The organism is Sphingomicrobium nitratireducens (genome assembly GCF_026157035.1).
GTDB classification, from domain to species: Bacteria; Pseudomonadota; Alphaproteobacteria; order Sphingomonadales; family Sphingomonadaceae; genus Sphingomicrobium; species Sphingomicrobium nitratireducens.
Window position 1 is genome coordinate 356,790 of record NZ_JANJZA010000001.1, and the last position, 22,551, is coordinate 379,340.

General features: G+C 67.7%; 19 protein-coding genes. 3 read left to right on the forward strand and 16 right to left on the reverse strand.

All coding sequences use genetic code 11. The features are described 5' to 3' along the window. Together NNY25_RS01800 and NNY25_RS01805 are read right to left on the reverse strand one after the other, a co-directional pair. Window positions 1-1,632, reverse strand: a complete 1,632-nt coding sequence (locus NNY25_RS01800) for an FAD-dependent oxidoreductase (RefSeq protein WP_265569644.1) — start codon at window positions 1,630-1,632, stop codon at window positions 1-3. Between the two features lie 95 nt (window positions 1,633-1,727). Further along, a complete protein-coding gene (locus NNY25_RS01805; RefSeq protein WP_265569645.1) occupies window positions 1,728-2,786 on the reverse strand; it encodes a hypothetical protein in 1,059 nt (352 codons plus the stop codon). A gap of 390 nt (window positions 2,787-3,176) precedes the next feature. On the opposite strand from NNY25_RS01805, the gene NNY25_RS01810 reads away from it, so the two are divergent. Then, window positions 3,177-3,914 (forward strand): SpoIIAA family protein, encoded by a 738-nt coding sequence (locus tag NNY25_RS01810; RefSeq protein ID WP_265569646.1) that lies wholly within the window; start codon window positions 3,177-3,179, stop codon window positions 3,912-3,914. Between the two features lie 92 nt (window positions 3,915-4,006). Here NNY25_RS01810 and NNY25_RS01815 read toward each other — a convergent pair whose 3' ends face one another. The 3 genes from NNY25_RS01815 to NNY25_RS01825 all read right to left on the reverse strand — a co-directional run bounded on the left by NNY25_RS01815 (window position 4,007) and on the right by NNY25_RS01825 (window position 7,392). Next, window positions 4,007-4,993: a GIY-YIG nuclease family protein gene (locus NNY25_RS01815; protein ID WP_265569647.1), complete on the reverse strand. Its 987-nt coding sequence runs from the start codon at window positions 4,991-4,993 to the stop codon at window positions 4,007-4,009. A 78-nt stretch (window positions 4,994-5,071) separates the two neighbouring features. Then, complete coding sequence (thiC, locus tag NNY25_RS01820; RefSeq protein ID WP_265569648.1) at window positions 5,072-6,970, reverse strand: phosphomethylpyrimidine synthase ThiC; 1,899 nt, start codon at window positions 6,968-6,970, stop codon at window positions 5,072-5,074. Window positions 6,971-6,990: 20 nt separating this feature from the next. Next, entirely contained in the window at window positions 6,991-7,392 is a 402-nt protein-coding gene (locus NNY25_RS01825; RefSeq protein WP_265569649.1) for a hypothetical protein, read from the reverse strand. Window positions 7,393-7,799: 407 nt separating this feature from the next. Here NNY25_RS01825 and NNY25_RS01830 point away from each other — a divergent pair, with 407 nt between their 5' ends. Beyond that, entirely contained in the window at window positions 7,800-9,857 is a 2,058-nt protein-coding gene (locus NNY25_RS01830) for a YadA-like family protein (RefSeq protein WP_265569650.1), read from the forward strand. A 124-nt stretch (window positions 9,858-9,981) separates the two neighbouring features. On the opposite strand, the gene NNY25_RS01835 is transcribed toward NNY25_RS01830, so the two are convergent. The 5 genes from NNY25_RS01835 to NNY25_RS01855 form a co-directional block, all read right to left on the reverse strand. Then, window positions 9,982-10,452, reverse strand: coding sequence for an EF-hand domain-containing protein (locus NNY25_RS01835; RefSeq protein ID WP_265569651.1), 471 nt, complete (start codon window positions 10,450-10,452; stop codon window positions 9,982-9,984). Window positions 10,453-10,530: 78 nt separating this feature from the next. Next, window positions 10,531-11,379, reverse strand: a complete 849-nt coding sequence (locus tag NNY25_RS01840; RefSeq protein ID WP_265569652.1) for a MipA/OmpV family protein — start codon at window positions 11,377-11,379, stop codon at window positions 10,531-10,533. Window positions 11,380-11,448: 69 nt separating this feature from the next. After that, window positions 11,449-11,787, reverse strand: a complete 339-nt coding sequence (gene fdxA, locus NNY25_RS01845) for a ferredoxin FdxA (RefSeq protein ID WP_265569653.1) — start codon at window positions 11,785-11,787, stop codon at window positions 11,449-11,451. 39 nt (window positions 11,788-11,826) lie between these two features. Further along, complete coding sequence (locus NNY25_RS01850; RefSeq protein WP_420854300.1) at window positions 11,827-12,063, reverse strand: RNA-binding S4 domain-containing protein; 237 nt, start codon at window positions 12,061-12,063, stop codon at window positions 11,827-11,829. A 47-nt stretch (window positions 12,064-12,110) separates the two neighbouring features. Further along, a complete protein-coding gene (locus NNY25_RS01855; RefSeq protein WP_265569654.1) occupies window positions 12,111-14,726 on the reverse strand; it encodes a helicase-related protein in 2,616 nt (871 codons plus the stop codon). Between the two features lie 98 nt (window positions 14,727-14,824). On the opposite strand from NNY25_RS01855, the gene NNY25_RS01860 reads away from it, so the two are divergent. Beyond that, on the forward strand, window positions 14,825-16,267 hold the full coding sequence (locus tag NNY25_RS01860; protein ID WP_265569655.1) for a M23 family metallopeptidase: 1,443 nt from the start codon (window positions 14,825-14,827) through the stop codon (window positions 16,265-16,267). Between the two features lie 70 nt (window positions 16,268-16,337). Here the strand turns inward: NNY25_RS01860 and NNY25_RS01865 are convergent, their stop codons facing one another. The 6 genes from NNY25_RS01865 to NNY25_RS01890 all read right to left on the reverse strand — a co-directional run bounded on the left by NNY25_RS01865 (window position 16,338) and on the right by NNY25_RS01890 (window position 22,346). Next, complete coding sequence (locus NNY25_RS01865) at window positions 16,338-18,032, reverse strand: ATP-binding protein (RefSeq protein ID WP_265569656.1); 1,695 nt, start codon at window positions 18,030-18,032, stop codon at window positions 16,338-16,340. 67 nt (window positions 18,033-18,099) lie between these two features. Beyond that, window positions 18,100-18,861, reverse strand: coding sequence for a TIGR02186 family protein (locus tag NNY25_RS01870; protein WP_265569657.1), 762 nt, complete (start codon window positions 18,859-18,861; stop codon window positions 18,100-18,102). Continuing rightward, window positions 18,858-19,772, reverse strand: a complete 915-nt coding sequence (locus NNY25_RS01875) for a sulfite exporter TauE/SafE family protein (RefSeq protein ID WP_265569658.1) — start codon at window positions 19,770-19,772, stop codon at window positions 18,858-18,860. The genes NNY25_RS01870 and NNY25_RS01875 overlap by 4 nt, the downstream gene beginning before the upstream one ends. Before the next feature lie 49 nt (window positions 19,773-19,821). Further along, on the reverse strand, window positions 19,822-20,013 hold the full coding sequence (locus NNY25_RS01880; protein WP_265569659.1) for a hypothetical protein: 192 nt from the start codon (window positions 20,011-20,013) through the stop codon (window positions 19,822-19,824). A 75-nt stretch (window positions 20,014-20,088) separates the two neighbouring features. Continuing rightward, a complete protein-coding gene (locus NNY25_RS01885) occupies window positions 20,089-20,979 on the reverse strand; it encodes a hypothetical protein (RefSeq protein ID WP_265569660.1) in 891 nt (296 codons plus the stop codon). Further along, the gene (locus tag NNY25_RS01890; protein ID WP_265569662.1) at window positions 20,976-22,346 is read right to left on the reverse strand and encodes a glycosyl transferase family protein; all 1,371 of its coding nucleotides are present in this window, start codon (window positions 22,344-22,346) and stop codon (window positions 20,976-20,978) included. The genes NNY25_RS01885 and NNY25_RS01890 overlap by 4 nt, the downstream gene beginning before the upstream one ends. Window positions 22,347-22,551: the final 205 nt, after the last annotated feature.

Sequence of the window (22,551 nt, forward strand, 5' to 3'; positions counted from 1 at the left end):
CTAGTAGTCGCCCGAGGCGCGGCGCAGGCCCGTCTCGACGTCTGCGACCCCCGCAAGATCCTTCTCGAGGCGGTCGGCAAGCCGCAGCCCCAGCGCGGCGATGCCGAGCGTCGGGTTGGCCCAGCCGGAGGTCGAGAAAACCGAGCTGCCCGCGACGTGGAGATTGTTCATGCCGTGGACGCGGCACTCCGCATCGACCACACCCTCCCGCGGCGAGCCCGACATTCGGGTCGTGCCCATGTGATGGTATCCGCCCTTGTGATGGGTGCAGATCAGCGGGTCCGTGTGCCACAGGGTTTCCGCCTCGTCGATCCACGGGGCCGGGTCGAACCGGCCGAGGCCGAGCCGCTGCAACTCGCCCGCGAAGGCCTTCATCATCACCGCGATGGTGTGCTTGTCGATCTCGCTGAAGCGCCAGTCGAGCGCGGCCTCGCGCATGCCGAGTGCGTCGATCGACTGACCGAGCATGACCCGGCTGTCGGGATTGGGCGCTTGCTCGGCGCGGATTACCGCGGCAGCGCTCCAGCCGCCGGCGACCAGCATCCGCGAGCGCGCGGGATCGACCCATTCGTGAAGGCGCAGGACGGTCTTCTTGGCCTTGAGCCAGAAGGCGCGGTTGCGCGCGCTCGGCGACAGGTCGTGGCGCAGCGCATTGTAGGCCCGCATGGTCGCGATCTGGCGCGATTGTTCCTTCTGGACGGCACCGAGGTTGAACGCGCTGCCGAGAATCCCCTCGCGCTGCTGCATCTCTGCCGACGGCTTGATCAGCGCGGCATGCTTGTTCCCTTGCGGGTCGCGGACGTGGCGGCCGAACTGGCGCAGCAGCTGCCACAGTTCGCCCTTCACGATCTCGCCGCCACGAGCATGCGGATGCTCCATGAAGTAGCGGCCGACCTGGTCGTGGCGGTTGCCCAGATTGCAGGCGAGCAGCAGGCGCGCATTTTCGATCCCGCCCGCCGCAAGCACGACGTGCCTGGCGGCGATGCGGGCGCGGCGCCCCGAGATGTCGGAGGCCTCAACCGTGCGAACTGTCTCGCGCGCGTCGTCGGTCTTGAGCCCGGTCAGCGTTGCGTGGAGCAGGATGCGCACGTGCGGCGAGGCGACGAGATCGTCGCACTTGCGGAGCGTGAACTGTTCGGTTTCGGGCGTGAACTGCCAGAAGTCGGTGGTGAGGTTGCCGCGCGCGAAGGCCGGCGCGACCTCGCCCAGCGACTGCCAGATCTCGGAGGCTTCCTGCTTGGCGGGAAGTCCGAGGCGCCGACGCGCGTCGGCGTAATAGGGGGCCAGGTCGTCGTAGGAGATCGGCCAGCCGGAGTGGGCGACCCAGTCCTTGCGGTCGAAGTCGATCGGGTCAAACTCGGCGCAGCGGCCGCCCCAGATGGCCGTGGTGCCGCCAAAGAAGCGCAGGCGCGATTCCTCGAGTTCCCAATAGTCGTGACCGAGATTCTTGCCGCGCGCGAGCGACTGGACGGCATCTTCGTGATCCGCCCCGCCCGTTTCGAGCAGGATCGTGTCGATCCCCGCCTCGCCAAGACGCCGGGCAAGCGTGATGCCTGCCGCCCCCGCACCAACGATGCAGACTTGCGCCTGTGTCTCGTACGTACTCTCACACGCTCTCAAATCGAGCAGCATTGGCCCTCCACGCGCCTTTTACCGCGTTCCGCAAACTAACATAGATTAGCCCAAGGGCCACCCTGTTCGTTTAGCTGGGAACGCCCGGAGCGTTTTCAAGAGCCGAAAAGCTTGGCGAAAAAGCGGCGCGCATCGCGCCTTTCCGTGACAGGAGGCGTCGGAGCGGGTTCGTTTTCGCTCGCAACCGGGGGGGAGGCGAGTGCGCTTGCCCCGTCGATCCGTTGGCGTAGCGACGAGCCACTGGGTGCCGCTGGCGGTTCCTCTTCGAGCGCCTGCCCGCGTTCCCAATTGCCGAGCGTCAGGGACGCCATGGCGGGGCCGGCCGCTTCGCGCGGTGCAGGGCCGGCGCGGGTGCCGAGCAGCGTCGCGAGATCGGTGTTGAGCCCGACGGTCCCGACTACCAGCCGGACGCCCTCGGGAAGACCGTGCGCGTCGATCGCGCGCGCGATCGCCTGGAGGAAGCGGGTGCAACGCAGCCAGCAGGCGAGAACATATTCGACATAGCCGCCGGGCGCGCGTCCCTCGACGTCTTCGTGTCCGTCGCGCAGGTAATTGCGGTGGCGGCACTGGACGAGCGCGCTGTTGAGCGCGGCCAATCCTTCGATGCCGACATAGAATTCGACGTCCTCCTCGTGCCCGATCCAGCCCGGGCATTCGTCCTCGCAGGCGGCGAGCAAGGCAGCGTCGTCTTGCGCGGTGAAATCGAATTCGTCGTCCGAATAGAGGTTGAACATGAGGTCGGGCTCATGGTCGGCGCCGGGCGCGAAGACGAGGTCGGGATCGTTGGCGAGACCGGCGGTGATGCAGGTGATCGGCGGGCCTTCATATTCAGCGAGGATGTCGGCGAGATCGTCCCAGCCTTCGATCGCGATTTCTTCTGGACGGCAGGCGAGCGCGATGCGCGCGGTGCGGCCCTCGAACCCCGAAAGGTCGGCTTCCAGTTTCGCGGCCGCCTCGTCGAACCGGCCGGCGACGAGCAGGTCGCGCACGCCCGCGACATAGGCGGCTTCGCCCTCCGGTTCGAGGAAGGCGAGCTGGAGCGGATGCGGTTGGTCGGGTTCCCTGTAGCGGCGCATCCCCTCGGTCGCCGCATCCGGGATCTCGACATGATTGGGGTGCTGCCAGGCACCCCCGCCGCTCGGATAATCCATCATTTCCCCACGCACAGTTTTCCGGTCTGTCGAATCGCCAGTAAAGCGAAGGGGTTAAAGTCTCGTAGATGGCGCGTGTTATTCGGCGGGCGGCGGCCCTTGCCGCGGTGCCACCGCGCGCGGCGGCGTAGGAGTTTTTCCCGAGGGGAAGTGCACAAAGTCCACGGTGGTCAGCCGCCCCCGCGCGAGGCATGAAAAAGGCCTGCGCGCGGGATGGCGGTGCAGGCCTTGGGCGACGGCTGGCGTCATGGGGACGGGTGTAGCTGATGAAATTGTCCGTAGGACAGGATTTTCAGTCCGGGGCCCTATCCGCTTGATCGCGGTCAAGGCGTGAGCGGGCAAGGCATGACAGGAAGGCTGCGGGGGCGAGCGGTTCCGCCAAGGAGATACGCCATGATCCATATCGACCTCAACGACCCCTCGCTGGCGATCCTCAAGCCCGAGGGCGCGCTGAGCGAGGAGGACTTTGCCACGCTGACCAGCACGATCGACGGCAGCATCAACGAGAACGACGTGGTGCCCAGCCTGGTGATCCGGCTCGACCATTTGCCGCACTGGGACAGCATCGCCGCGCTCGGGCGGCACGTCCATTTCGTGTCGGTGCATTCCAAGATCGTGCGCAAGGTCGCGGTGGTGGGGGACAACATGCTGTTGTCGATGGCCCCCGCGATCGCCGACGCGTTCGTGGCGAGCAAGATCCGCCGCTTCCCCGCCGACAAGTTCGAGGAGGCCAAGGCGTGGGCGAAGGCGGAGGGCGACGACCCCGGCCGGTTCGAGCCGATCGACGGCCTGCCGCGCGACGTCGTCGCGCTTCGCGGGGTCGGGATCATCACGGCTGAGGATTACGAGGAGACGCTGGTCCCGCTGGTCGAGGAGAAGTTGAAGGAGCACGACAAGCTCAAGATGCTGCTCGTCCTCGACGAGGATTACGCCACCTTCTCGGGCGATGCGGCGTGGTCGGACATGAAGTTCGGCCTGTCCCACGTCACCGACTTCACCCGCGTCGCGCTGGTGACCGATTCCACCTGGCTCACCCGCGCCGCAAAGCTGTTCGCCCCGATGATGCCCTACGCCTTCAAGGCCTTCCCGGTCGCGGAGCTGGATAAGGCGAAGAGCTGGGTGAGGGCGTAGCGCCGAGGTCAAAGACTGCGTAGGACAGCGAGCGAACTCGACCGAGAGGCGCGAAGCCCCGGACGGTTAGTTGCTGCATTGTGCAAGAAATCCTATTTGGCGCCTTGCGCTTTCGCCGCCGCTCCGAGGATGACGGCTTTTCCCACTGAGCATACACGAGTAAACTCTGCCTCCATCTCCGCTCGTCTCCCGAGAAAAAATTCACCGCCTAGCGACCTGAATCTCTTCTCAAACGCTGATTTGAGAGCATCCTCATAATCGTGCGCAGTAGCTCCATTCTCGAACTTATGGGTCTGTATAACCCTCCAGCCGACCTGAGATGGCACTGGGAATCCGCAGTTAACTTGGCCTAATCGCCGTTTCGTATCGTTTGATCGACCTACCTTGGCAACGCACAAGGTCGGGTTAACCTCCGAACCCAACAGAAGACTGGCTCGCCCGTTGAAGGTCATAAGGTACGTGGCGTTTTCTCCATCTTCGCATTGATGCTCGCGCTTGCCATACCTTGGAGGAATGCCTTTCGATGGCCTCAACAAGGTAGTGAATGTGCCGCTCGACTGCTCGCCATCGTCGATTGGCTTTTCACCATAAACATTCGTCTCTCGAACGTGGTGGCTAAGCGCTCTCAATCGTTCTTCGGGTTCCAATAAGATTGCCCGCGTCGTGCGCTCGAATCTGTGTTCCGACCGGTAGGCCTTGGGCGCGATCGTACGAATCCCCACTCGGTTGGTAACATGCCACGCGCGACGGACAATAATCCCGTTGGTCCACCTTTCTTGGAAACCTCGTTCGACTTTCCATTTGATGGCTTTGTCAGACATTCGGTCTTGATCAACACATGGAGTTGTTTCGATTTCTAAGAACCCTAATGCTTGTGCTCGTAGATCCTTTCGAGTGAGGTCTTCCACTGCGCCATAAATTAGTACGAGATCGCCTGACGCCATTCGATCAAGCATCGTGGCTTGGTCGCCAGGATTGGTGAATCCGATATACCCCGCACTCTCGGGGTCAAATCCGTAAAAGGCGCGAAGCCAAATCCGGCGATCGTCCAGAATAAAATGCTTCAGCTTGCCCTCCACGCCAACTCTAACATGGACTTCAAATATCGAAGACTACAACTCGCGCACCCTCTTGCGATTGCCAAAGAGTTTCTTCGTTCACTCCACCTCTTCTTCGTCAAGGTAAAGTCTCTCTCCTTTTTCGCGATAGAGCCTGCTCATCTTTTCCATGCCATCCTCGGCGTCGTCGACCTTACTGCCGTCGACGGGGGCGTGCGGCTCGGGTGAGAGCGAATTTAGAACGCCAGCTTCCTGCTTCGCCGCGAAGTCCCTCACCTCCTGCGTGATCTTCATCGAGCAGAATTTCGGGCCGCACATGGAGCAGAAGTGGGCGGTCTTGGCGCCTTCGGCCGGGAGGGTCTGGTCGTGGTACTGCTCGGCGGTGTCGGGATCCAAGGACAGGTTGAACTGGTCGCGCCAGCGGAATTCGAAGCGGGCGCGGCTTAGGGCGTCGTCGCGGACCTTGGCGGCCGGGTGGCCCTTCGCCAGATCCGCCGCGTGGGCGGCGAGCTTGTAGGTCACCACGCCGACCTTGACGTCGTCGCGGTCGGGGAGGCCCAGATGCTCCTTGGGGGTGACGTAGCAAAGCATCGCGGTGCCGTACCAGCCGATCTGGGCGGCGCCGATCGCGCTGGTGATGTGGTCGTAGCCGGGCGCGATGTCGGTGGTGAGCGGGCCCAAGGTGTAGAAGGGCGCCTCGCCGCAGCTTTCGAGCTGCTTGTCCATGTTCTCCTTGATCTTGTGCATGGGCACGTGGCCGGGGCCTTCGATCATCACCTGGCAGTCATGCGCCCACGCCTTCTTGGTCAGCTCGCCCAGCGTGTAGAGTTCGGCGAACTGCGCCACGTCATTGGCATCGGCGATGCTGCCGGGGCGGAGGCCATCGCCCAGCGAGAAGGAGACGTCGTAGGCCTTCATGATCTCGCAGATCTCGTCGAACTTCTCGTAGAGGAAGCTCTCGCGGTGATGGGCGAGGCACCACTTGGCCATGATCGAGCCGCCGCGGCTGACGATGCCGGTGACGCGCTTGGCGGTCAGCGGCACGTAGGGGAGGCGGACGCCGGCGTGGATGGTGAAATAGTCGACGCCCTGTTCGGCCTGTTCGATCAGCGTGTCGGCGAAGATTTCCCAGGTGAGGTCCTCGGCGATGCCGCCGACCTTCTCCAGCGCCTGGTAGATGGGGACGGTGCCGATCGGGACGGGCGAGTTGCGCAGGATCCATTCGCGCGTGTCGTGGATGTTGCGGCCGGTGGAGAGGTCCATGACCGTGTCGGCGCCCCAGCGGGTGGCCCAGACCATCTTGTCGACTTCGCTGGCGACGTCGCTGGCCACCGCGCTGTTGCCGATGTTGGCGTTGATCTTGACGAGGAAGTTGCGGCCGATCGCCATCGGCTCGGCCTCGGGGTGGTTGATGTTCGCCGGGATGATGGCGCGGCCACGGGCGATTTCGTCGCGGACGAATTCCGGCGTGATGAAGTCGGGGATGGCGGCGCCGAAGCTCTCGCCGTCGCGGGGCGTGCCGAGGGCTTCCTTGCGGCCGAGATTTTCGCGGATCGCGACATATTCCATCTCGGGGGTGATGATGCCCTTCTTCGCGTAATGCATCTGGGTGACGTTCATGCCGGGCTTCGCGCGAAGCACGCGGCGGCGCACGTTGGGGAAGGGTTTGACGCCGCCCGAGCGGTCGGGGCCGAGTTGGCCGTTATCCTCAGCCTTGACCGCGCGCTGGGTCTTCTCCTCGACGTCGCCGCGCGCGCGGATCCAGTCGCGGCGCAGCTCGGGAAGGCCGGCCTCGATGTCGATGGCGGCGTCGGGGTCAGTGTAGGGACCGGACGGGTCGTAGACCGGGACGGGGGGCTCGCCCGAGGAGGGCTCGAGATGGACTTCGCGCATCGCCACGCGGAGGCCATCGCGGCCCTCGACGTAGATTTTCTTCGAGCCGCGGATCGGGCCGGTGGTGACGGTGGGGTGCGAGATGTTGGGGTCGCGGTCTGCCATGGGTGGGGACTTTCGAAAGATTAGAAGACCAGCGGGAAGCCGGCGACGAGGAAGAGGAGGCCGAGGATGGCGGCGATGACGACCCACAGCGGGTTGGCCGCGGTCATCAGCCGGGCGGCAAGGCCCGACATGGACTGGGGAAAGGCGAGGAAGGAGAGGCCTTCCAGCACCATCCCGTAGGCAATGAGGGTGACCAGCACGCTGCGCCAGCCGTCCGCTGGGGCGAGCGGGTGGACGAGGCTCAACGCGAAGCCGAGCGAGAAGACGAGCAGGCCGACGATGAAGGCGAAGCCGGGCTTGGCGTTGAGTTCCTCGATCATCGCCTTCCAGCGGCCCGGGTGGCGCAGCTCGCCGATCGAGGCGGCAATGCTGTAGAGGCCGAAGCCGACCAGCAGCCAGCCGGTGAGTTGGGGTTCGCTCATCGTGTCACGCTCCTTCGGCCGACCGGGCGGGGAGGGACGGGCGCGCGCCGCGGGGGCGGGCCAATCCTCTCCCTACGACCGTGTCAGCGGCATCAGGTTCGACGGGTCGCGGGCTCGTGCCCGCCTCTCAAGCGCCGACAGCGCTCCCCCGGGGATGCGAGCGGTTTACGCGGGGGCGAAAAAAAAGTCCATCAACCTCAATGGCATGAATCGAAATGTCGGATTCCCGCCAAAAAAAGGGCTTTCTTCACGAATCCGTTAACCCTAGGGCTTTAGCGCCCGGTAAACCGCAATGGGCTTAACGGGCGCGTCGACCGGGTCCTCCGGAGGGCATTTTCCAGTGGTAATGAAGTGCGTGGCGGCCCCGCGAGGGGCTGCGTGTGCGCGTAAGACTAATAGGGATATTCATGAAAAAGATTCTTCTTTCGTCGGTCGGCGTCGTCGGCCTGTCGGTGGCGTTCGCTGCCCCGGCACAGGCGCAGGCTTGCGCCGCCGGTACCAGCACGGGATCGCTCCAGTGCGGCCAAAACGCGACGGCCTCGAATTGGGGCGCGACCGCGGTAGGCGACGAGTCGCTGGCTTCCGGGGACTCGTCGACGGCCGTTGGTTACTACGCCACGACGTACGGAAACTATTCGACCGCGATTGGCGAGAACGCGTATACCGCTATCGGCGCCGAGGGCAGTGTTGCCTTGGGCCAAAGCTCTCTCGCTGACGAGGCGTACACGGTGTCGGTCGGGAGGCCGGACGAGGGGTTTGGCGAGGTCACGCGCAAGATCGTCCATGTGACCGACGGCGACGTGTCGAGCGGCAGCACCGATGCGGTGACTGGCGGCCAGCTCTACGACGAGCAGCAGGCGCGCATCGCCGAAGACACCAACCTGCAGGCGCAGATCACCGCCAACGACGGCGACATCTCGGCCCTGCAGACCGCGGACACCAACCTTCAGGCGCAGATCACCGCCAACGACGGTGACATCGCCACGCTGCAGACGGATGTCGGCAACAACACGTCCGCGATCGGCACCAACACCACGGCGATCTCGACCAACGCGACCGCGATCTCGGGCGAAGCGACGACCCGCGCCAGCGAGGACGCCGCGCTGCAGGCGCAGATCGACAGCAACGACACGGATATCTCGGCGCTCCAGGCTGCGGATACGGCGCTTTCGGGACGTATCGACAGCAACGACGCCGACATCTTGGCGCTGCAGACTGCGGACACCACGCTGCAGAACAACATCGACGCCGAAGTGACTGCACGTACCAGCGCCGACCTGGCGCTGCAGGCGAACATCGATGCGGAAGCAGCGGCGCGCACTGCGGCCGACACCACGCTGCAGAACAACATCGACGCCGAAGCCGCCGCGCGTGCGAACGCCGACCTGGCGCTGCAGGCGAACATCGATGCCGAAGCGGCGGCTCGCGCTGCGGCCGACACGACGCTGCAGAACAATATCGACGCCGAAGTGACTGCACGTACCAACGCCGACCTCGCGCTGCAGGCGAACGTCGATGCCGAAGCGGCGGCTCGCGCTGCGGCCGACACGACGCTGCAGAACAACATCGACGCCGAAGCGACTGCGCGTGCGGCAGCCGACGTGACGCTGCAGGCCAACATCGATGCCGAGGTCACGGCGCGCATGGCCGAGGACGCCATCCTGCAGGGCCAGGTCGACGAGATCGTCGAGGCGATGACCGGCGATTCGATCGCCATGGGCGCGGATTCCGAAGCCTCGGTCAACGCCGTCGCGATCGGTGTCGGCCAGACGGCTACCGGTAACGGCGCGGTCGCCATCGGTGACCCGAACACGGCCACCGGCGACGGTGCGGTCGCGATCGGTGCCGACAACACCGCCACCGGCACCGGTGCGGTCGCGCTCGGCAATGCGAACGTCGCCGCCTCGGACGGCGCGGTCGCGATCGGAAACATGGCGATGGCCGACGGCACCGGCGGTGTCGCGATCGGCAACGGCGCCTCGAACGCCGAATTCGCCAACTCGGTCGCCATCGGCGCGGGCTCGATCAACACCGCGGCCAACCAGGTCCATGTCGGCAACCGCACCATCGCGGGCGTCGCCGACGGCGAGGTCAGCGCCGACTCGACCGATGCGATCAACGGTTCGCAGCTCTACGCCGAGCAGCAGTCGCGCATGGCTGCCGATACCGCGCTCGAGGACCTCGTCGCCTTCTCGGTGTCGAACCTGAGCCAGGAGATCGACCGCGTCGACCAGGCGGCTGCCGCGGGTACTGCCGTCGCCATCGCGATGAGCGGCCAGGCCTTCCTGCCGGGCAAGTCGGTCAACATCACCGCCAACTGGGGCACGTATCGCGGCGCCCATGCCGGTGCGATGCAGGTCTCGGCCCGTGTCGGCGAGAGCAGCGCCGTCAACCTCGGCATCTCGACCGGCTTCAACAAGGGCGGCAAGACCGGCATCCGCGCCGGCTTCACGTTCGGGTTCTAAGCTTCCCACCACTGGGAACGGGGCGGAGGGCTCGGTCTTCCGCCCCGACACGGACAAGCCAAAAGGAAAGGGCGGGGCGCCATCTCGGCACCCCGCCCTTTTCGTTTTCCGATCGGCAGGAGGATCAGCGCTTGGGCGCGCGCTCCGCCGGGCTCAGCGAGCCGTCCTTGTTGGCGTCGAGCTTGTCGAAGCTGGCGATCTGCGGCGCGCGATACTCGGCGAGCGTGACGTAACCGTCCTTGTTCGCGTCGAGCTGCTTCACGACTTCGCTTCCGTCGCCCTTGAAGGGCTTGGGCTTGGGCGCGGCGGCTTCCCATTCGGCGAGGCTGACCTGGCCGTTGCCGTCCTTGTCCATCGCCTTGAAGGTGTTGGTGCGGCGCTCCTTGAGCATGGCCGCGCGCTGGTCGGCGAGCCGCTTCTGGGCGGCGACGATCTCGGTCGCGGTGAGCGACCCGTTCTTGTCGGCGTCGAGCCCGCCGAAGCGCGCGTCGACAGCCTTGATATAGGCGGCCTTGGTGACCGGCTGCGGCGCGGCGGCCTTGTCCTGCGCGGCGGGCGCGGTGCTCGCGAGCATGGCGGCGATGATGGTCAACACTGTGGAAGTCTCCCCTGATACTTGAACGTTGCGGGCGCCAAGCTAACGGGGTTCAACATGAATGGCGAGTGACCGTGGTCAGAAAGTGTAGCCGACGCCCGCCGCGACGAACCATTGCGACGCGCTGCCGCGCTCGGCGACCAGCGGGCTGTCGGCGAAGTCGCCGAGCAGTTTCTTGTAGTTGGCGTTGGCGAACAGCTGGAACCCGCCGAGCAGGTCGCCGGTGACCGCCTGCGCGACGAGCAGCCCGACGTCCCAGCTCTTCACGCCTCCGTCGAGATCGTAGACCGGCAAGGCGGGGACGAGCGCGTGCTCTTCGGGCGAAACCGCGAAGTAGGTGCGCGCGAAGTCGTCGCTGACGATGTCGATGCCGACGCTCGCGCTGGCGAAGGTCTTGCGCGACAGGGGCGTGGCGAAGGTGATGTCCGGGCCGAAATTCCACCCGTCCCAGGCGCCGTTGACATCGGTCAGCGCGTCGAGCCGGAAGGACAGCTTGTCGTAAGGGTTGGTCAGCCCCTTGACCGAAACGCCCGCGAATCCGCCGACCTCGATCCCGGTCTTGCGGTCGGGCAGCGCATCGACCAGCGGGTCGTCGACCTGTCGCGTGCGCGAGAAGCGCAAGCCCGCGATCGGGCCGGCGTCGACGCCGATCTTGCCGTCGCCGTCGGGCACGACATCGGCGTAGAGGTAGAGGCCGCGCGTGACGATGCCGATGCCGCCGACATCGGCGCGCAGGAACGCGCCGGGCAGGAAACGATAGTCGTCGGAGCCTTCGTAGTCGGGGCCGTAGGCTGCGCCCACGCCGATCGTGACGATGTCGCCCGGGACCACGGTTTCGGCATCGGGGACGGCGTCGAGACCCCCGTCCTGCGCGAAGGCGGGCGCGGCGAAGCTGGCGAAGGCCGCGAGGGCCAGGACGTGACGCATGAAAAAACCCCTCGAATTTGTCGTTCGAGGGGTTGAAGCGGTGAAAGCGGGTTGGAGTTCCCTTGGGGCTCAGTCGCCCGTCCCGGGTTCGGGCGAGAAATACTTGTCGAACTTGTCCTCTTCGCCCTTGTGCTCGTCGGCGTCTTCCGGGCTGTCCTTCTTGACCGTGATGTTGGGCCATTCGGCCGAGAACTTGGTGTTGAGCTCGAGCCATTTCTCCAGGCCGTTCTCGGTGTCGGGCAGGATCGCCTCGGCCGGGCATTCGGGCTCGCACACGCCGCAGTCGATGCACTCGTTGGGGTTGATGACGAGCATGTTCTCGCCTTCGTAGAAGCAGTCGACGGGGCACACCTCGACGCAGTCCATATATTTGCAGCGGATGCAGGCGTCGGTGACGACATAGGTCATGGGGCGTCTCGTTCCTTCGAGTGGGCGTTCATCGGTTCGCTAGGCGTCAGCGCCAGTGCCTGTCAATTGCCCAAAGGTCCGCGAAATGGCGCGGACGTGGGATTTGGCCTCCGCCACCGGGCCGCGACGCTCGGGCAGCGAGAGGATCTCGAACACCTCGACCCGGCCGTGGAAGGGCAGGACGAGGACCTGGCCGACGCGGACCTCGGTCGAGGGCTTGACGACGCGGCGGCCATCGAGGCGGACCGGCATGTCGGCGAGCTGGCGCTGGACCATCGAGCGCGTCCGCGCCAGGCGGATGCGGTAGAGGAACAGGTCGAGCCTCAGCGCGCGTCCCCCTTGCGGCGGTGCGGGCGCTTCTTCTTGCGCGCGGGCGGGGGGGCGTCCTTGCGGGCGACGAGATCGCCGAGCGCTTCGGCGAAGGCGTTGTGCGGGCGGCGGCGCTGGCGGTGCTTGTGCGGGTGCGGCTGCTTGGGCCGTTCTCGGCGACCGCGCCAGCTCCACGCCTCGCCCTGCGGGATGAACCCGATCTCGGCCATCAGGCGGCGGACCGCCTGGTCGGAGAGGCCGAGGCTGGTGGCGAAGGCCCGGTCGAGCACGTCGTCCTCGCCCTTGTGGCGGGCCTGGTGGGCGTGGGTCGCGAGGCGGTCGGCGAGGTCGACCCGAAGCCAGCTTTCCCCGAGATGGCGATAGGCGAGTTCGGCGCCGTGCGGGTCGGCATCGTCGCCGAGCGTGGCGGCACCGGGCGCGGGAAGGATCGGCATGCCGCGATCCTCGCGCACCGCGAGCAGCGCACCGCGCCAGTACTGGGCGGCGGGCTTGAGGAGCGTGGCGATGAACACGTCGAGCGCGCCCAATCGTACGCGCAGCTTGTGGAGCTGGGCGCGGTCGGCCTTGTCGAGATGCTGGATGGCGTCGGCAACACCCTTGCGCGAGACGAGCCCGCCGGCATCGACCAGCATGGCCGACAAGGCGCGCACGCCGGATGGCATGGCGGGGTCGCTGGCGGCGGAGGCGAGGGTCTTCAGGGCGCCGAGGTGACGCTCGATCATCGTCTCGAGCCAGGCCTCGAGGCGAGCGCGCAGCGCGCCGCGCAACGGGGCCGAGAGGCGGTCGAGGTCGCGGGTCGTGCGCAGTGCGGGCTCGAGCAGCGAGCGGCCCGGCGCGAGGCGCGCGAGGAGGTGGCCTTCCCACGCCACGCCCAGTCCGCGCGTGCCGTCCTCGACCAGTTCGAAGCGCGTGTCGGGCGCGTCGATCAGCGCCTTGGCGCGGCGCGAGAGTTCATCGCCCAGACGGCGCTCGGCGGCGGCCAGCAGCAGGCGCTTGTCGGCGTGGCGCGCGGCCGGGTCGACCTTGAAGGCGAAGCCCTCGAGGTGTCCGATCGGCTCGGGGCCGACCGAGACCTCGCCGTCGGCGGCCACCGTGACGGGGAGCGCATCGGCGCCGTGCGCGCCGATGTCGCGCACGAGCACGGCAGTGCGGCGGTCGACGAAGCGCTGGGTCAGTGCGGCGTGGAGCGCGTCGGACAGGCGCGCCTCGACCGCGCGCGTCCTTTCGGCCCAGCGCTGTGGATCCTTCAGCCAGTCCTTGCGCTGCGCGATATAGGCCCAGGTGCGGATCCCCGCGAGCCGGTCGGCGAGCGTCTCGATGTCGCCCATGACATGGTCGAGCCGGTTGACCTCGGCGTTGAACCAGTCCTGCGCGACATGGCCGCCTTCGGCGATGTAGCCGTAGACGCGGCGCACGAGGCGGGCGTGATGATTGGCGCCGACCTTGCGGAAGTCGGGCAGGCCGCAGCAGGCCCACAGGGTCCGCGCCCTGGCGCCGCGCGTGTGGGCGATCGAGGGATCCTGGGCGAGCGTGCGCAGGACCGCGAGGTCGATCGCTTCGGGGGCCTGGCGCAGGAGCGGGTCGGTACTGCGGCGCTCGAGGCTGCGGATCAGCGCGGTGACGTCCTCGAAGTCGAGGTCGGCGTTGCGCCAGTAGAGGTGGTCGAGCGGGCGGAAACGGTGCGCCTCGATCGCCGAGATCTCCTCGTCAGTGAACATCGGGCCCGCCTCTCCGCCGACGCCGAGCGTGCCGAAGCTCCCGTCCTGCTGGTGGCGACCCGCGCGCCCCGCGATCTGCGCCATCTCGGGCACGGTGAGACGGCGCTCGCGCACCCCGTCGAACTTGTAGAGGTCGGCGAAGGCGACGTGGGTGACGTCCATGTTGAGCCCCATGCCGATCGCGTCGGTGGCGACGAGATAGTCGACCTCCCCGCGCTGGAACATGGCGACCTGCGCGTTGCGGGTGGCGGGCGAGAGCGCGCCCATCACGACCGCCGCGCCGCCCTTGAAGCGGCGCAGCATCTCGGCGATCGCGTAGACCTGCTCGGCCGAGAAGGCGACGATGGCGCTGCGCGTGGGGAGGCGCGAAAGCTTGGTCGCGCCAGCATAGGAGAGGGTCGAGAAACGCGGGCGGCCGATGATCTCGGCCTCCGGCAGCAGGTCGCGGATCACCGGGCGCAGCGTGTCGGACCCCAGGATCAGCGTTTCCTCGCGGCCCCTGGCGCGCAACATGCGGTCGGTGAAGACGTGGCCGCGCTCGCGATCGATTCCGAGCTGCGCCTCGTCGATGGCGGCGAAGGCGAAGTCGCGCGGCAGGTCGCCGGGATCGCCGGGGCCGGCCTCCTCGTCGGGGATCGGCATGCTTTCGGCAGTGCACAGCACGTAGCGCGCGTGGGGCGGGACGATGCGCTCCTCGCCCGTGACCAGCGCGACCTGGCTCTCGCCCTTGATCGCGACGACGCGGTCGTAAACCTCGCGCGCGAGCAGGCGCAGCGGAAAGCCGATGACGCCCGACGAATGGGCGCACATCCGTTCGATCGCCAAGTGGGTCTTGCCGGTGTTGGTCGGGCCGAGGATCGCCCGGAGGATCGTCTCGTGCCGGGAAGGCATGGGTGGAATCATGCGGATCGCAAGGCGCGCTGGCAAGCGTGATTGTGGCCCGATACGGTAACAATTATTAACCATGTTGCGGGTAGGACTCACTGACGATGACGACAGGCAATCCGACGGCCGACGACATGACCGCGCGCATGCGCGGGCTACGCGCGCGCGCGCCCGAGGCGATTGCCGACGCGCCGCGCGGGATCGTGGTCGACCTGCGCGAGGATGTCTTCTCGCCGCGCTGGTGGCGCGGGGCGGGCACGCTGGGCGTGCTGGTCGGCGGGTTGCTGCTGGTGGTCCCCGGGATCGAGCCGCTCGCCGCGCGGGCCTCGACCCCGGACGGACGCGACGCCTTGCGCGAAATGAACGCGATCGGGATCGCGCCGGCTGCGCGCGGCTCGGTCAGCGGCGCGCGCATGGCGCCGACCGACAGGGTGGTCGCGGTGGCCGACGTGCCCGAGCGCCCGACCCGCGAACTGCTGGCGACGATCGGCCCCGACGGGCGGCTCGACCGTTCGCTGACGCGCGCCGGGGTGGCGCCGGGCGATGCCGAAGCGGCGGCGCAGGCGGTCGCGGCGGCCGCCGGAGGAAAGATCGCGCCGGGCACGAGGGTCGAGGTACGGCTGGGCCGGGCCGCCGCGAACGGACGCCGCCCGCTCGAGGCGCTATCGCTGCGCGCACGGATGGATCTGGCCGTGGCGCTACGGCGCGAGGGCGACAGGTTCGTCGTCGCGCGCGAGGCGATCAAGGTCGACCGCGTGCCGGTGCGGCTGCGCGGGCGCGTCGGTGCGGGGCTCTACTGGGGCCTGCGCGAAGCCGGGGCGAGCCCGCGCGTGGCGAGCGATTACTTGAAGGCGCTGGCGAGCCGGATCGACGTCGGCGAAGTGGGTGCCGGCGACGTGTTCGACCTCGTGCTCGAACAGCGCAGTACTGCCGATGGCGCCCCAGTGCCGGGCGGCTTGCTCTATGCCGCGATCGAACGCCAGGGCGCATCCGACCTCAGCCTCGTCAGGTGGGGCAAGGGCGACGGCGAGTGGATCGATGGCGCCGACGCGACCGGCCAGGCCAAGGACGAGGGGATGAGCTGGCCGGTGTCGGCACCGATCAGCTCGGGCTTCGGCATGCGCCGCCACCCGATCCTGAGGATCAACCGCATGCACAACGGTCTCGACTTCGCGGCCGGGTACGGCGCGCCGATCTATGCCGCCGCCGACGGACGCGTGACCCGCGCCGGTTGGGCGGGCGGATCGGGGCGCCAGGTCAAGATCGCGCACGAGAATGCGATGGTGACGAGCTATTCGCACATGAGCCGGATCGCGATCGGCGACGGCATGCCGGTCAGGCGTGGCCAGTTGATCGGCTATGTCGGCTCGTCGGGCCTGTCGACCGGCGCGCATCTCCACTACGAGGTGCGCCTCGCGGGGCGGCCGGTCGACCCGCGCGGCATCCGCATGTCGACCACGCGCACGCTCGCAGGGCCCGAACTCGAGCGCTTCAAGGCGCGCCTCGCCGCCTTCCGCCGCCTGCCGGTGGGCAGCCCGAACGCCTGACAGTCAAAAGGCGCCGCCCGAGGGGGCGACGCCTTTCTCCGTCCAACTGGAAACCTGTAGGTGCCAGCCTTTACTTTCCGTGCCCGCGCCAGCGCTTGATGGTGCGGTTGATGATGCCTTCCTCGTCACCCGTCTGGCGCCACATGTCGGCGAAGCTGGGATCGGACGAGGCCGGGCGCTTTTCGGGTTCGAGATTGTCGAAGCTGACGCGGATCGGGATCGACACGCCTTCGCCGCACACGATCACCTCGCGGTTGCGAAGCGCGGGGATGGCGTCGAGGAAGCCGCGCGCGCCTTCGGGCATCGCGGCGCGCACGCACGCCTGGTCGCGATCGTTGTTGAGGCGCATCGAGAGGATCGTGCCGCACTGCGAGAGCACGCCCTCGGCAAGATCGGACGGGCGCTGGGTGATGAGGCCGAGACTGACGCCGTACTTACGGCCTTCCTTGGCGATACGCTCGAGGATGACGCGGACGGCCTGGTTGCCGCCGCTCTCGTCCTTGGGGACGTAGCGGTGCGCCTCTTCGCACACGAGGAGGATCGGGCGCTGCGCCTCGGTGCGGCTCCAGATGGCGTAGTCGAACACCATGCGCGCGAGCACGCTGACCACGGTCGAGGTGACTTCGGACGGAACGCCCGACACGTCGACGATGCTGATCGGTTTGCCGTTGGCGGGCAGGCGGAACATCTTGGCGATGAACTTGCCCATCGAATCGGTGACCATCATGCCCGAGAACATGAAGCTGTAGCGCGGGTCGGCCTTCAACTCGTCGAGCTTGGTCTTCAATCGCTGGTAAGGGGTGGTGTCGCCGGCGCGGTCGAGCTTGCCCATCTCGTTGACGATGATCGCGTTGAGATCGGTCAGCAGATACGGGATCGGGCTGTCGACGGTCACCTTGCCGTACTGCTCGGACATCTTGTTGCGCTGGCGCGCGGCGAGCAGACACTTGGCGAGAATGTCGGCGTCGCGCTGGCGCTCGTCGTCCGAGCTGGTCAGCAGCACCTCGCAATGCTCCTCGAAGTTCATCAGCCAGTAGGGGAGCTGGAGGTTGTCGACGTTGAAGATCTCGCCGCAGCCCTTGAAGGCGGCGGAATATTCGCCGTGCGGGTCGATCATCACGATGTGGCCCTCGGGCGAGAGCTCGGAAATGCGGTGGAGGATGAGCGCGACCGAGGTCGACTTGCCGGTACCGGTCGAGCCCAGGATCGCGAAGTGCTTGGACAGCATCGGATCGACGTAGAGCGCGCCGCGAATGTCGTCGGTCGGATAGACGGTACCGATCTCGACGTTGGGGCGGCTGTCGGCGGCGAACACCGAGCGAAGGTCGGCGGTGGTGACCGGGTGGACTTCGGCTCCCGGGATCGGGAAGCGGGTCACGCCGCGGCGGAACGCCGACAATTTGCCGGTGCCTTCCTCGCGCTTGCCCTCGCCGAGGAAGTCGACATTGGCGATGACCTTGCCGTTGTCGCCGGCGCGCATGGTGCGCACGTTGGCGATCAGCCAGTTCTGGCCGACCGTCATCTTGACCTGGCTGCCGACCTGGCCCGACATGGCGAGCGCGGGATCGGTGTTGCCCACGAGCTGGTGGAGACGCTCGGCGTCGAGGATGATCGAGGAGCTCGACCCGGCGATCTCGGATACGAGGCCGATCGGCGATTCGACCGGGCCGGGCGCCGCGGCGGGGGCCTGGACCGCTTCGGTCTCATCCTGGCTGAAGCGCGACAGTTCGCTGGCGAACTGGTGGACGTTGGGCTGGTCGTTCATCGGGGATCCCGTCTCCGTTACACGTGACTATTGGCGCGCAACCTACGGGGAAGGGGTAAATTTTTCCTTAGACACGCTTCTTGAAGAAGGCCGCCGCGATCCAGCCGAGCGTGAGCGAGATCAGCACCGCGGCAAGCCCGTAGAGCAGGGGCTGGCGCTCGGCGGCGAGCGTGACGAACCGCTCGAAGCCCGACTTGCCGATCTCGATATCGCGCGTGGCGGCGGCGAGGACGCGTCCGTCGGCGACGAGGAAGGTCTCGGCGGTATAGGTGCCGACCGGCACGCGGCTGGGGATGGCGATGGTCGCGCGGTAGAGGACCCCGTCGGTGACCTCGACCCCGCCGGGCTGCTCCGAATAGAGGCCGAGGCGGGTCTTGAGGTCGATGAGGCCGGCCTCGAAACGCTGCTGCTTTTCGGGCTCGCTGCCCGCCCCCGGCGACAAAGAGAGGTTGGCGAGGCCGAGCTCGTAGATCGCCGCGGTGCGTTCGTCGACCAGCTCGCCGACCGGCTTCGCGCTGGCGAGCGCGTAAAAGCCCGGGACCGAACGGAAGCGGTGGCTGTCGGCATTCATCCAGATGCCCGCGATCTTCTGCTTCTCGCGCATCAGGATCGGCTCGGTCGGCCCCTTGAGCACGACGAGCACGTCGGCCGGCGTTTCGGGGACGCGGCCGCCCGGATAGACGACCGCGCCGAACAGCAGCAGTTCGGCACCGGTGAAGGAATAGCGGATCTCGATCGCCCGGCTCGAGACGTCGGGGACGAGCTTGGGGCCCGCCGCGCCGGTCAGCGTCGCGAAGGCGAGAAGGGCAAGGACGAGGCGCGCGATCATGCCAGCGACCTCAGCGTGAAGATCTCGTCGGGCTGCCAGGCGAGTCCGAGGATCATGCGCAGCGCGACAAGGAGGATCATGACCGCGAGCGCGAGGCGCAGGAGGTCGGGCTTGAGGCGATGGGTGAGGACCGCGCCGTATTGCGCCCCGACGACGCTGCCGAGGAGGAGCAGGGTGGCGAGCACGATGTCGACAGCCTGCGTGGTGAGCGCGTGAACGAGCGTGGTCGCGGCCGAGACGCCGAGGATGACGACGAGGCTGGTTCCCACGACGACGCGCGCGGCCATGCCGAACAGGTAGATCATCGCGGGCACGAGGATGAACCCGCCGCCCACGCCCAGCAGAACGGTGAGGACGCCCGCGACCGCGCCGAGGCCGAGCGGGGCGAGCGGCGAGAGGTAGAGACCCGACGCGTAGAAGCGCCAGCGCAGCGGGAGCGCCGCGATCCATTTATGGTGGCGGCGGCGCGACTTGGGTTTGGCGGGCGGGGCGATGACGTGGAGCGCGACGAGCGCGTCGCGCAGCATCAGCGCGCCGATCGCGCCGAGCATGATGACGTAAAGGAAGCCGATGACGAGGTCGGCCTGCCCCGAGGCCTGGAGCAGGCGGAACAGCGCGGCGCCGCCAAGCGAGCCGACGAGCCCGCCCGCGATCATGATCGCGGCCATCGGCAGGTCGACCCCGCCCTTGCGGTAGTGGACCGCGGCGCCCGACACCGAGGCGCCGGTGATCTGGGTGGTGGCCGAGGCAACCGCGACGGTCGGCGGGATGCCGTAGAAGATGAGGAACGGCGTGGTGAGGAAGCCGCCGCCCACGCCGAACAGCCCCGAGAGGATGCCGACGAGCAGGCCCAGCGCCACGATCAGGAGCGCGTCGACCGACATGCCGGCGATGGGGAGATAGATGTCCATGGGCCTCGTGCCGCACTAGCGGGGTGCGGGCACGAGGCCAAGCGGGGGCTTAGAAGTCTCCCGCCACGGTGACCGCAGGGCCCGAGCCGGGGCGGGCGTTGCCGGCCAGCGTGAAGCGATAGTCGGCGTGGACGCGCATCCTTTTGCCGAGCGGCATCGACAGGCGCGGGCCGGCATCGAGGCGCGAGAGGCCCGGCTGGGCGCTGCCCCACACGCCGAAGCCGCCGTCGACATTCTTCACAAACGGGCGGGTGGCGGCGAGCTGCGCATCGACGAACCAGTCGCGGCTGTCGAGCCCGACGACCCCCGCCTGCGCTTAGCCGTCGGCGCGAAACTTGCCCGTCAGCGGGACGCCCCACGCGCCGGCTTCGGCGAAGGCGGCGAAGGCCGAGCGGCCGACGCCCTCGACCCGCTCGCGGCGTTCGGCGGTGAAGGCGAGCGGGAGCTTGGCGAAGGGCTGGTAGCGCAAGCCCAATGCCGCCTCGGTGCCGCGGATCGCGCCGAGCGAGGATGTGACGCGCGCGCTCGCGGCAAGGTGCGGGGTCGCGAACCAGGTGAGCCGCGCGCCGCCCTGGCTGCCGCCGAGCATGCCGGCGCTGGCGAGCGAGGGCGTGGCGGGCGCCCCGCCGCGCTCGGAGCGATAATAGGACCAGGCGTGGAGTTTCCAGCGGTCGAGCTTGCCGGGCGCCACCGCCGCCGCCTTGCCGAGGTTGGGCGATTTTTCGGGGGGGAGGGAAGCGGCGGCGGCGGTCGATGCCGTCGCGGGGAGCGCGTAGGAGGGCATGGGGCGGGGCATGATCTCGCCGCCCGGCGAGAACCATGCCCCGCCCCCCGATGCCGGAGCACTGGCATACGACGTGGGGGGCAGCGTCGGCGCCGCGGCCATCCGGACCGGCACGGGAAGCGGGTAGTAGTAATAGGGAGCGGGCACCGGCATCGCGCCCGGTGGCAGTGCGCCATAAGGCAAGGCGTACGCGGGAGCGTAAGGCTGGCCCGCCAGCGGCTGGGCGGGGCTCATGCGCTGGCCCGGCGGCAGGGTTTCGGCGGAGGCGGCGAGGGCTGCGGTCGCAGCCGCGGGCGCCGCGGTCAGCGGGTCGGGCAGGACGGCGGCTTCGGCGTTTGCGCCGGGATAGAGGCCGAGGCTGATCGCCCGCACGCCTGCCCAGGTAGCGATGGCGGCGGCGAGGAAACGGACCGAATGGCTCATGCGGAAACCTTTCCGGGGAAGATGTGACGCGTCTTGTCCCAGCGCTGCGGCTTGCCCGAGGCGTGGAGCCGGAAGGCGCGCCAGGCGGCGAGGATGGCGATAAGGTTGCCCACGACGAGACGCGGCGCGGCGAGCAGCCCCTGCCACGGTCCGTAGGTGCGCGCGGTGAACAGCATGCGCATGGCGAGCCGCCAGATCAGGAGCATGCCGTTCAATCCGAGCAGGGCGGCGAGGAGGGGATCGATCTCGAGCGCGATGGGTGCACCCAGGGCGCGGGCGAACCACAGCTGCGCCCACAGGAACGCGGCCGCGTAGCCCGCGAGGAGGAGGAAGGCTGCGAGCGGACCGCGGCGGTCGCGCATGCGCATCCAGCGCTCGCCGAGCGAGCCCGACCAGCCGAGCCGGTCCCAGCCCGCCATCGCGATGCCGCCGATCCAGCGCGCCTTCTGGCGAACGGCCGTGTCGAGGGTCGAGGGGAAGTGCCCCGCCGAGGCGACCACCGCTTCCTCGCCCGCAATGGCGGGAATTCGCACGAACAATGTCTTGTGCCCCATGGCGCCGAGGCGCAGGCCGAGCTCGTAATCCTCTGTCTGACTGTCGGCAGCGAAGGGGCGGCCCTCGCGCTGCGCGGCCAGCTGGGAGAGCGCGCCGCGCTCGATGGCGCAGCCGACCCCGGCGAGCGGGACCGCGGCGCCGACCGCCTCGCGCACGACCAGCTCCTTGCCGTGCGCCTCGGCGAACTCGTCGCAATAATGGCCGCTGATCCAGCGCGAGTCCGGGTGGACCAGCGGGACCACGGGCAGCTGGATCGCGGCGGCGCGCTCGACCAGGCGGTCGAACAGCGGGAGTTCGAGCGGGTGGACGAGGTCCTCGGCATCGTGGAGGACGACTGCCTTGGCGGGCCGGTCCATGCCCCATTCGAGTGCGACCAATGCGTCGTAGAGATGGTTGAGGCAGTCGGCCTTGCTTGTCGGGCCGTCGGCGTCGATCTCGACCAGCTGGATGCGCGCATCGTCGACCTTCATCACTTCGACCGCGGTCGCTTCGTCGTTGCGATAATGACCGACGAACAGGCGGTAGTCGGCCTCGCCGAACCGCTCGAGCGTCGAGCGGAGCATGTCGCCGATCACCGCGCTTTCGTCCCAGGCGGGGATGAGGACCGCGAACCAGCCGGGGCGCGCGGGCGGACCCATGCGGTCGGCAAAGGCGCGCGGGTGGCGGCGGTAGACGGTCGCCGAGCGCCACAGGCGGCGCGTGAAATAGAGAATGTCTACGAGAAGGTCGTCGAGCGCGAAGACGAAGAAGCCGACCGCAGCGAATAGGGCAAGCTCGCCCGCGAAGGCGGCGAAGAGCGACGCGATGTTCACCGCGCGCAGCTCAAGTCGTCGAAAGTTGGAGCCCGGGTCATTCGCGTCCCCCCGCGAGAATCATCCGAGCAGCGACTTCTTGTCATAACGGAAGTTAAACGACAAGACCTGTTCGTTTCGCGTCCATATCGGACGGAACAGTTCCAGTCGGCAGGATATTTACGGGGCAGTAAGGTTAAGGGACTATTGGCTTGGGGCAGCCGCT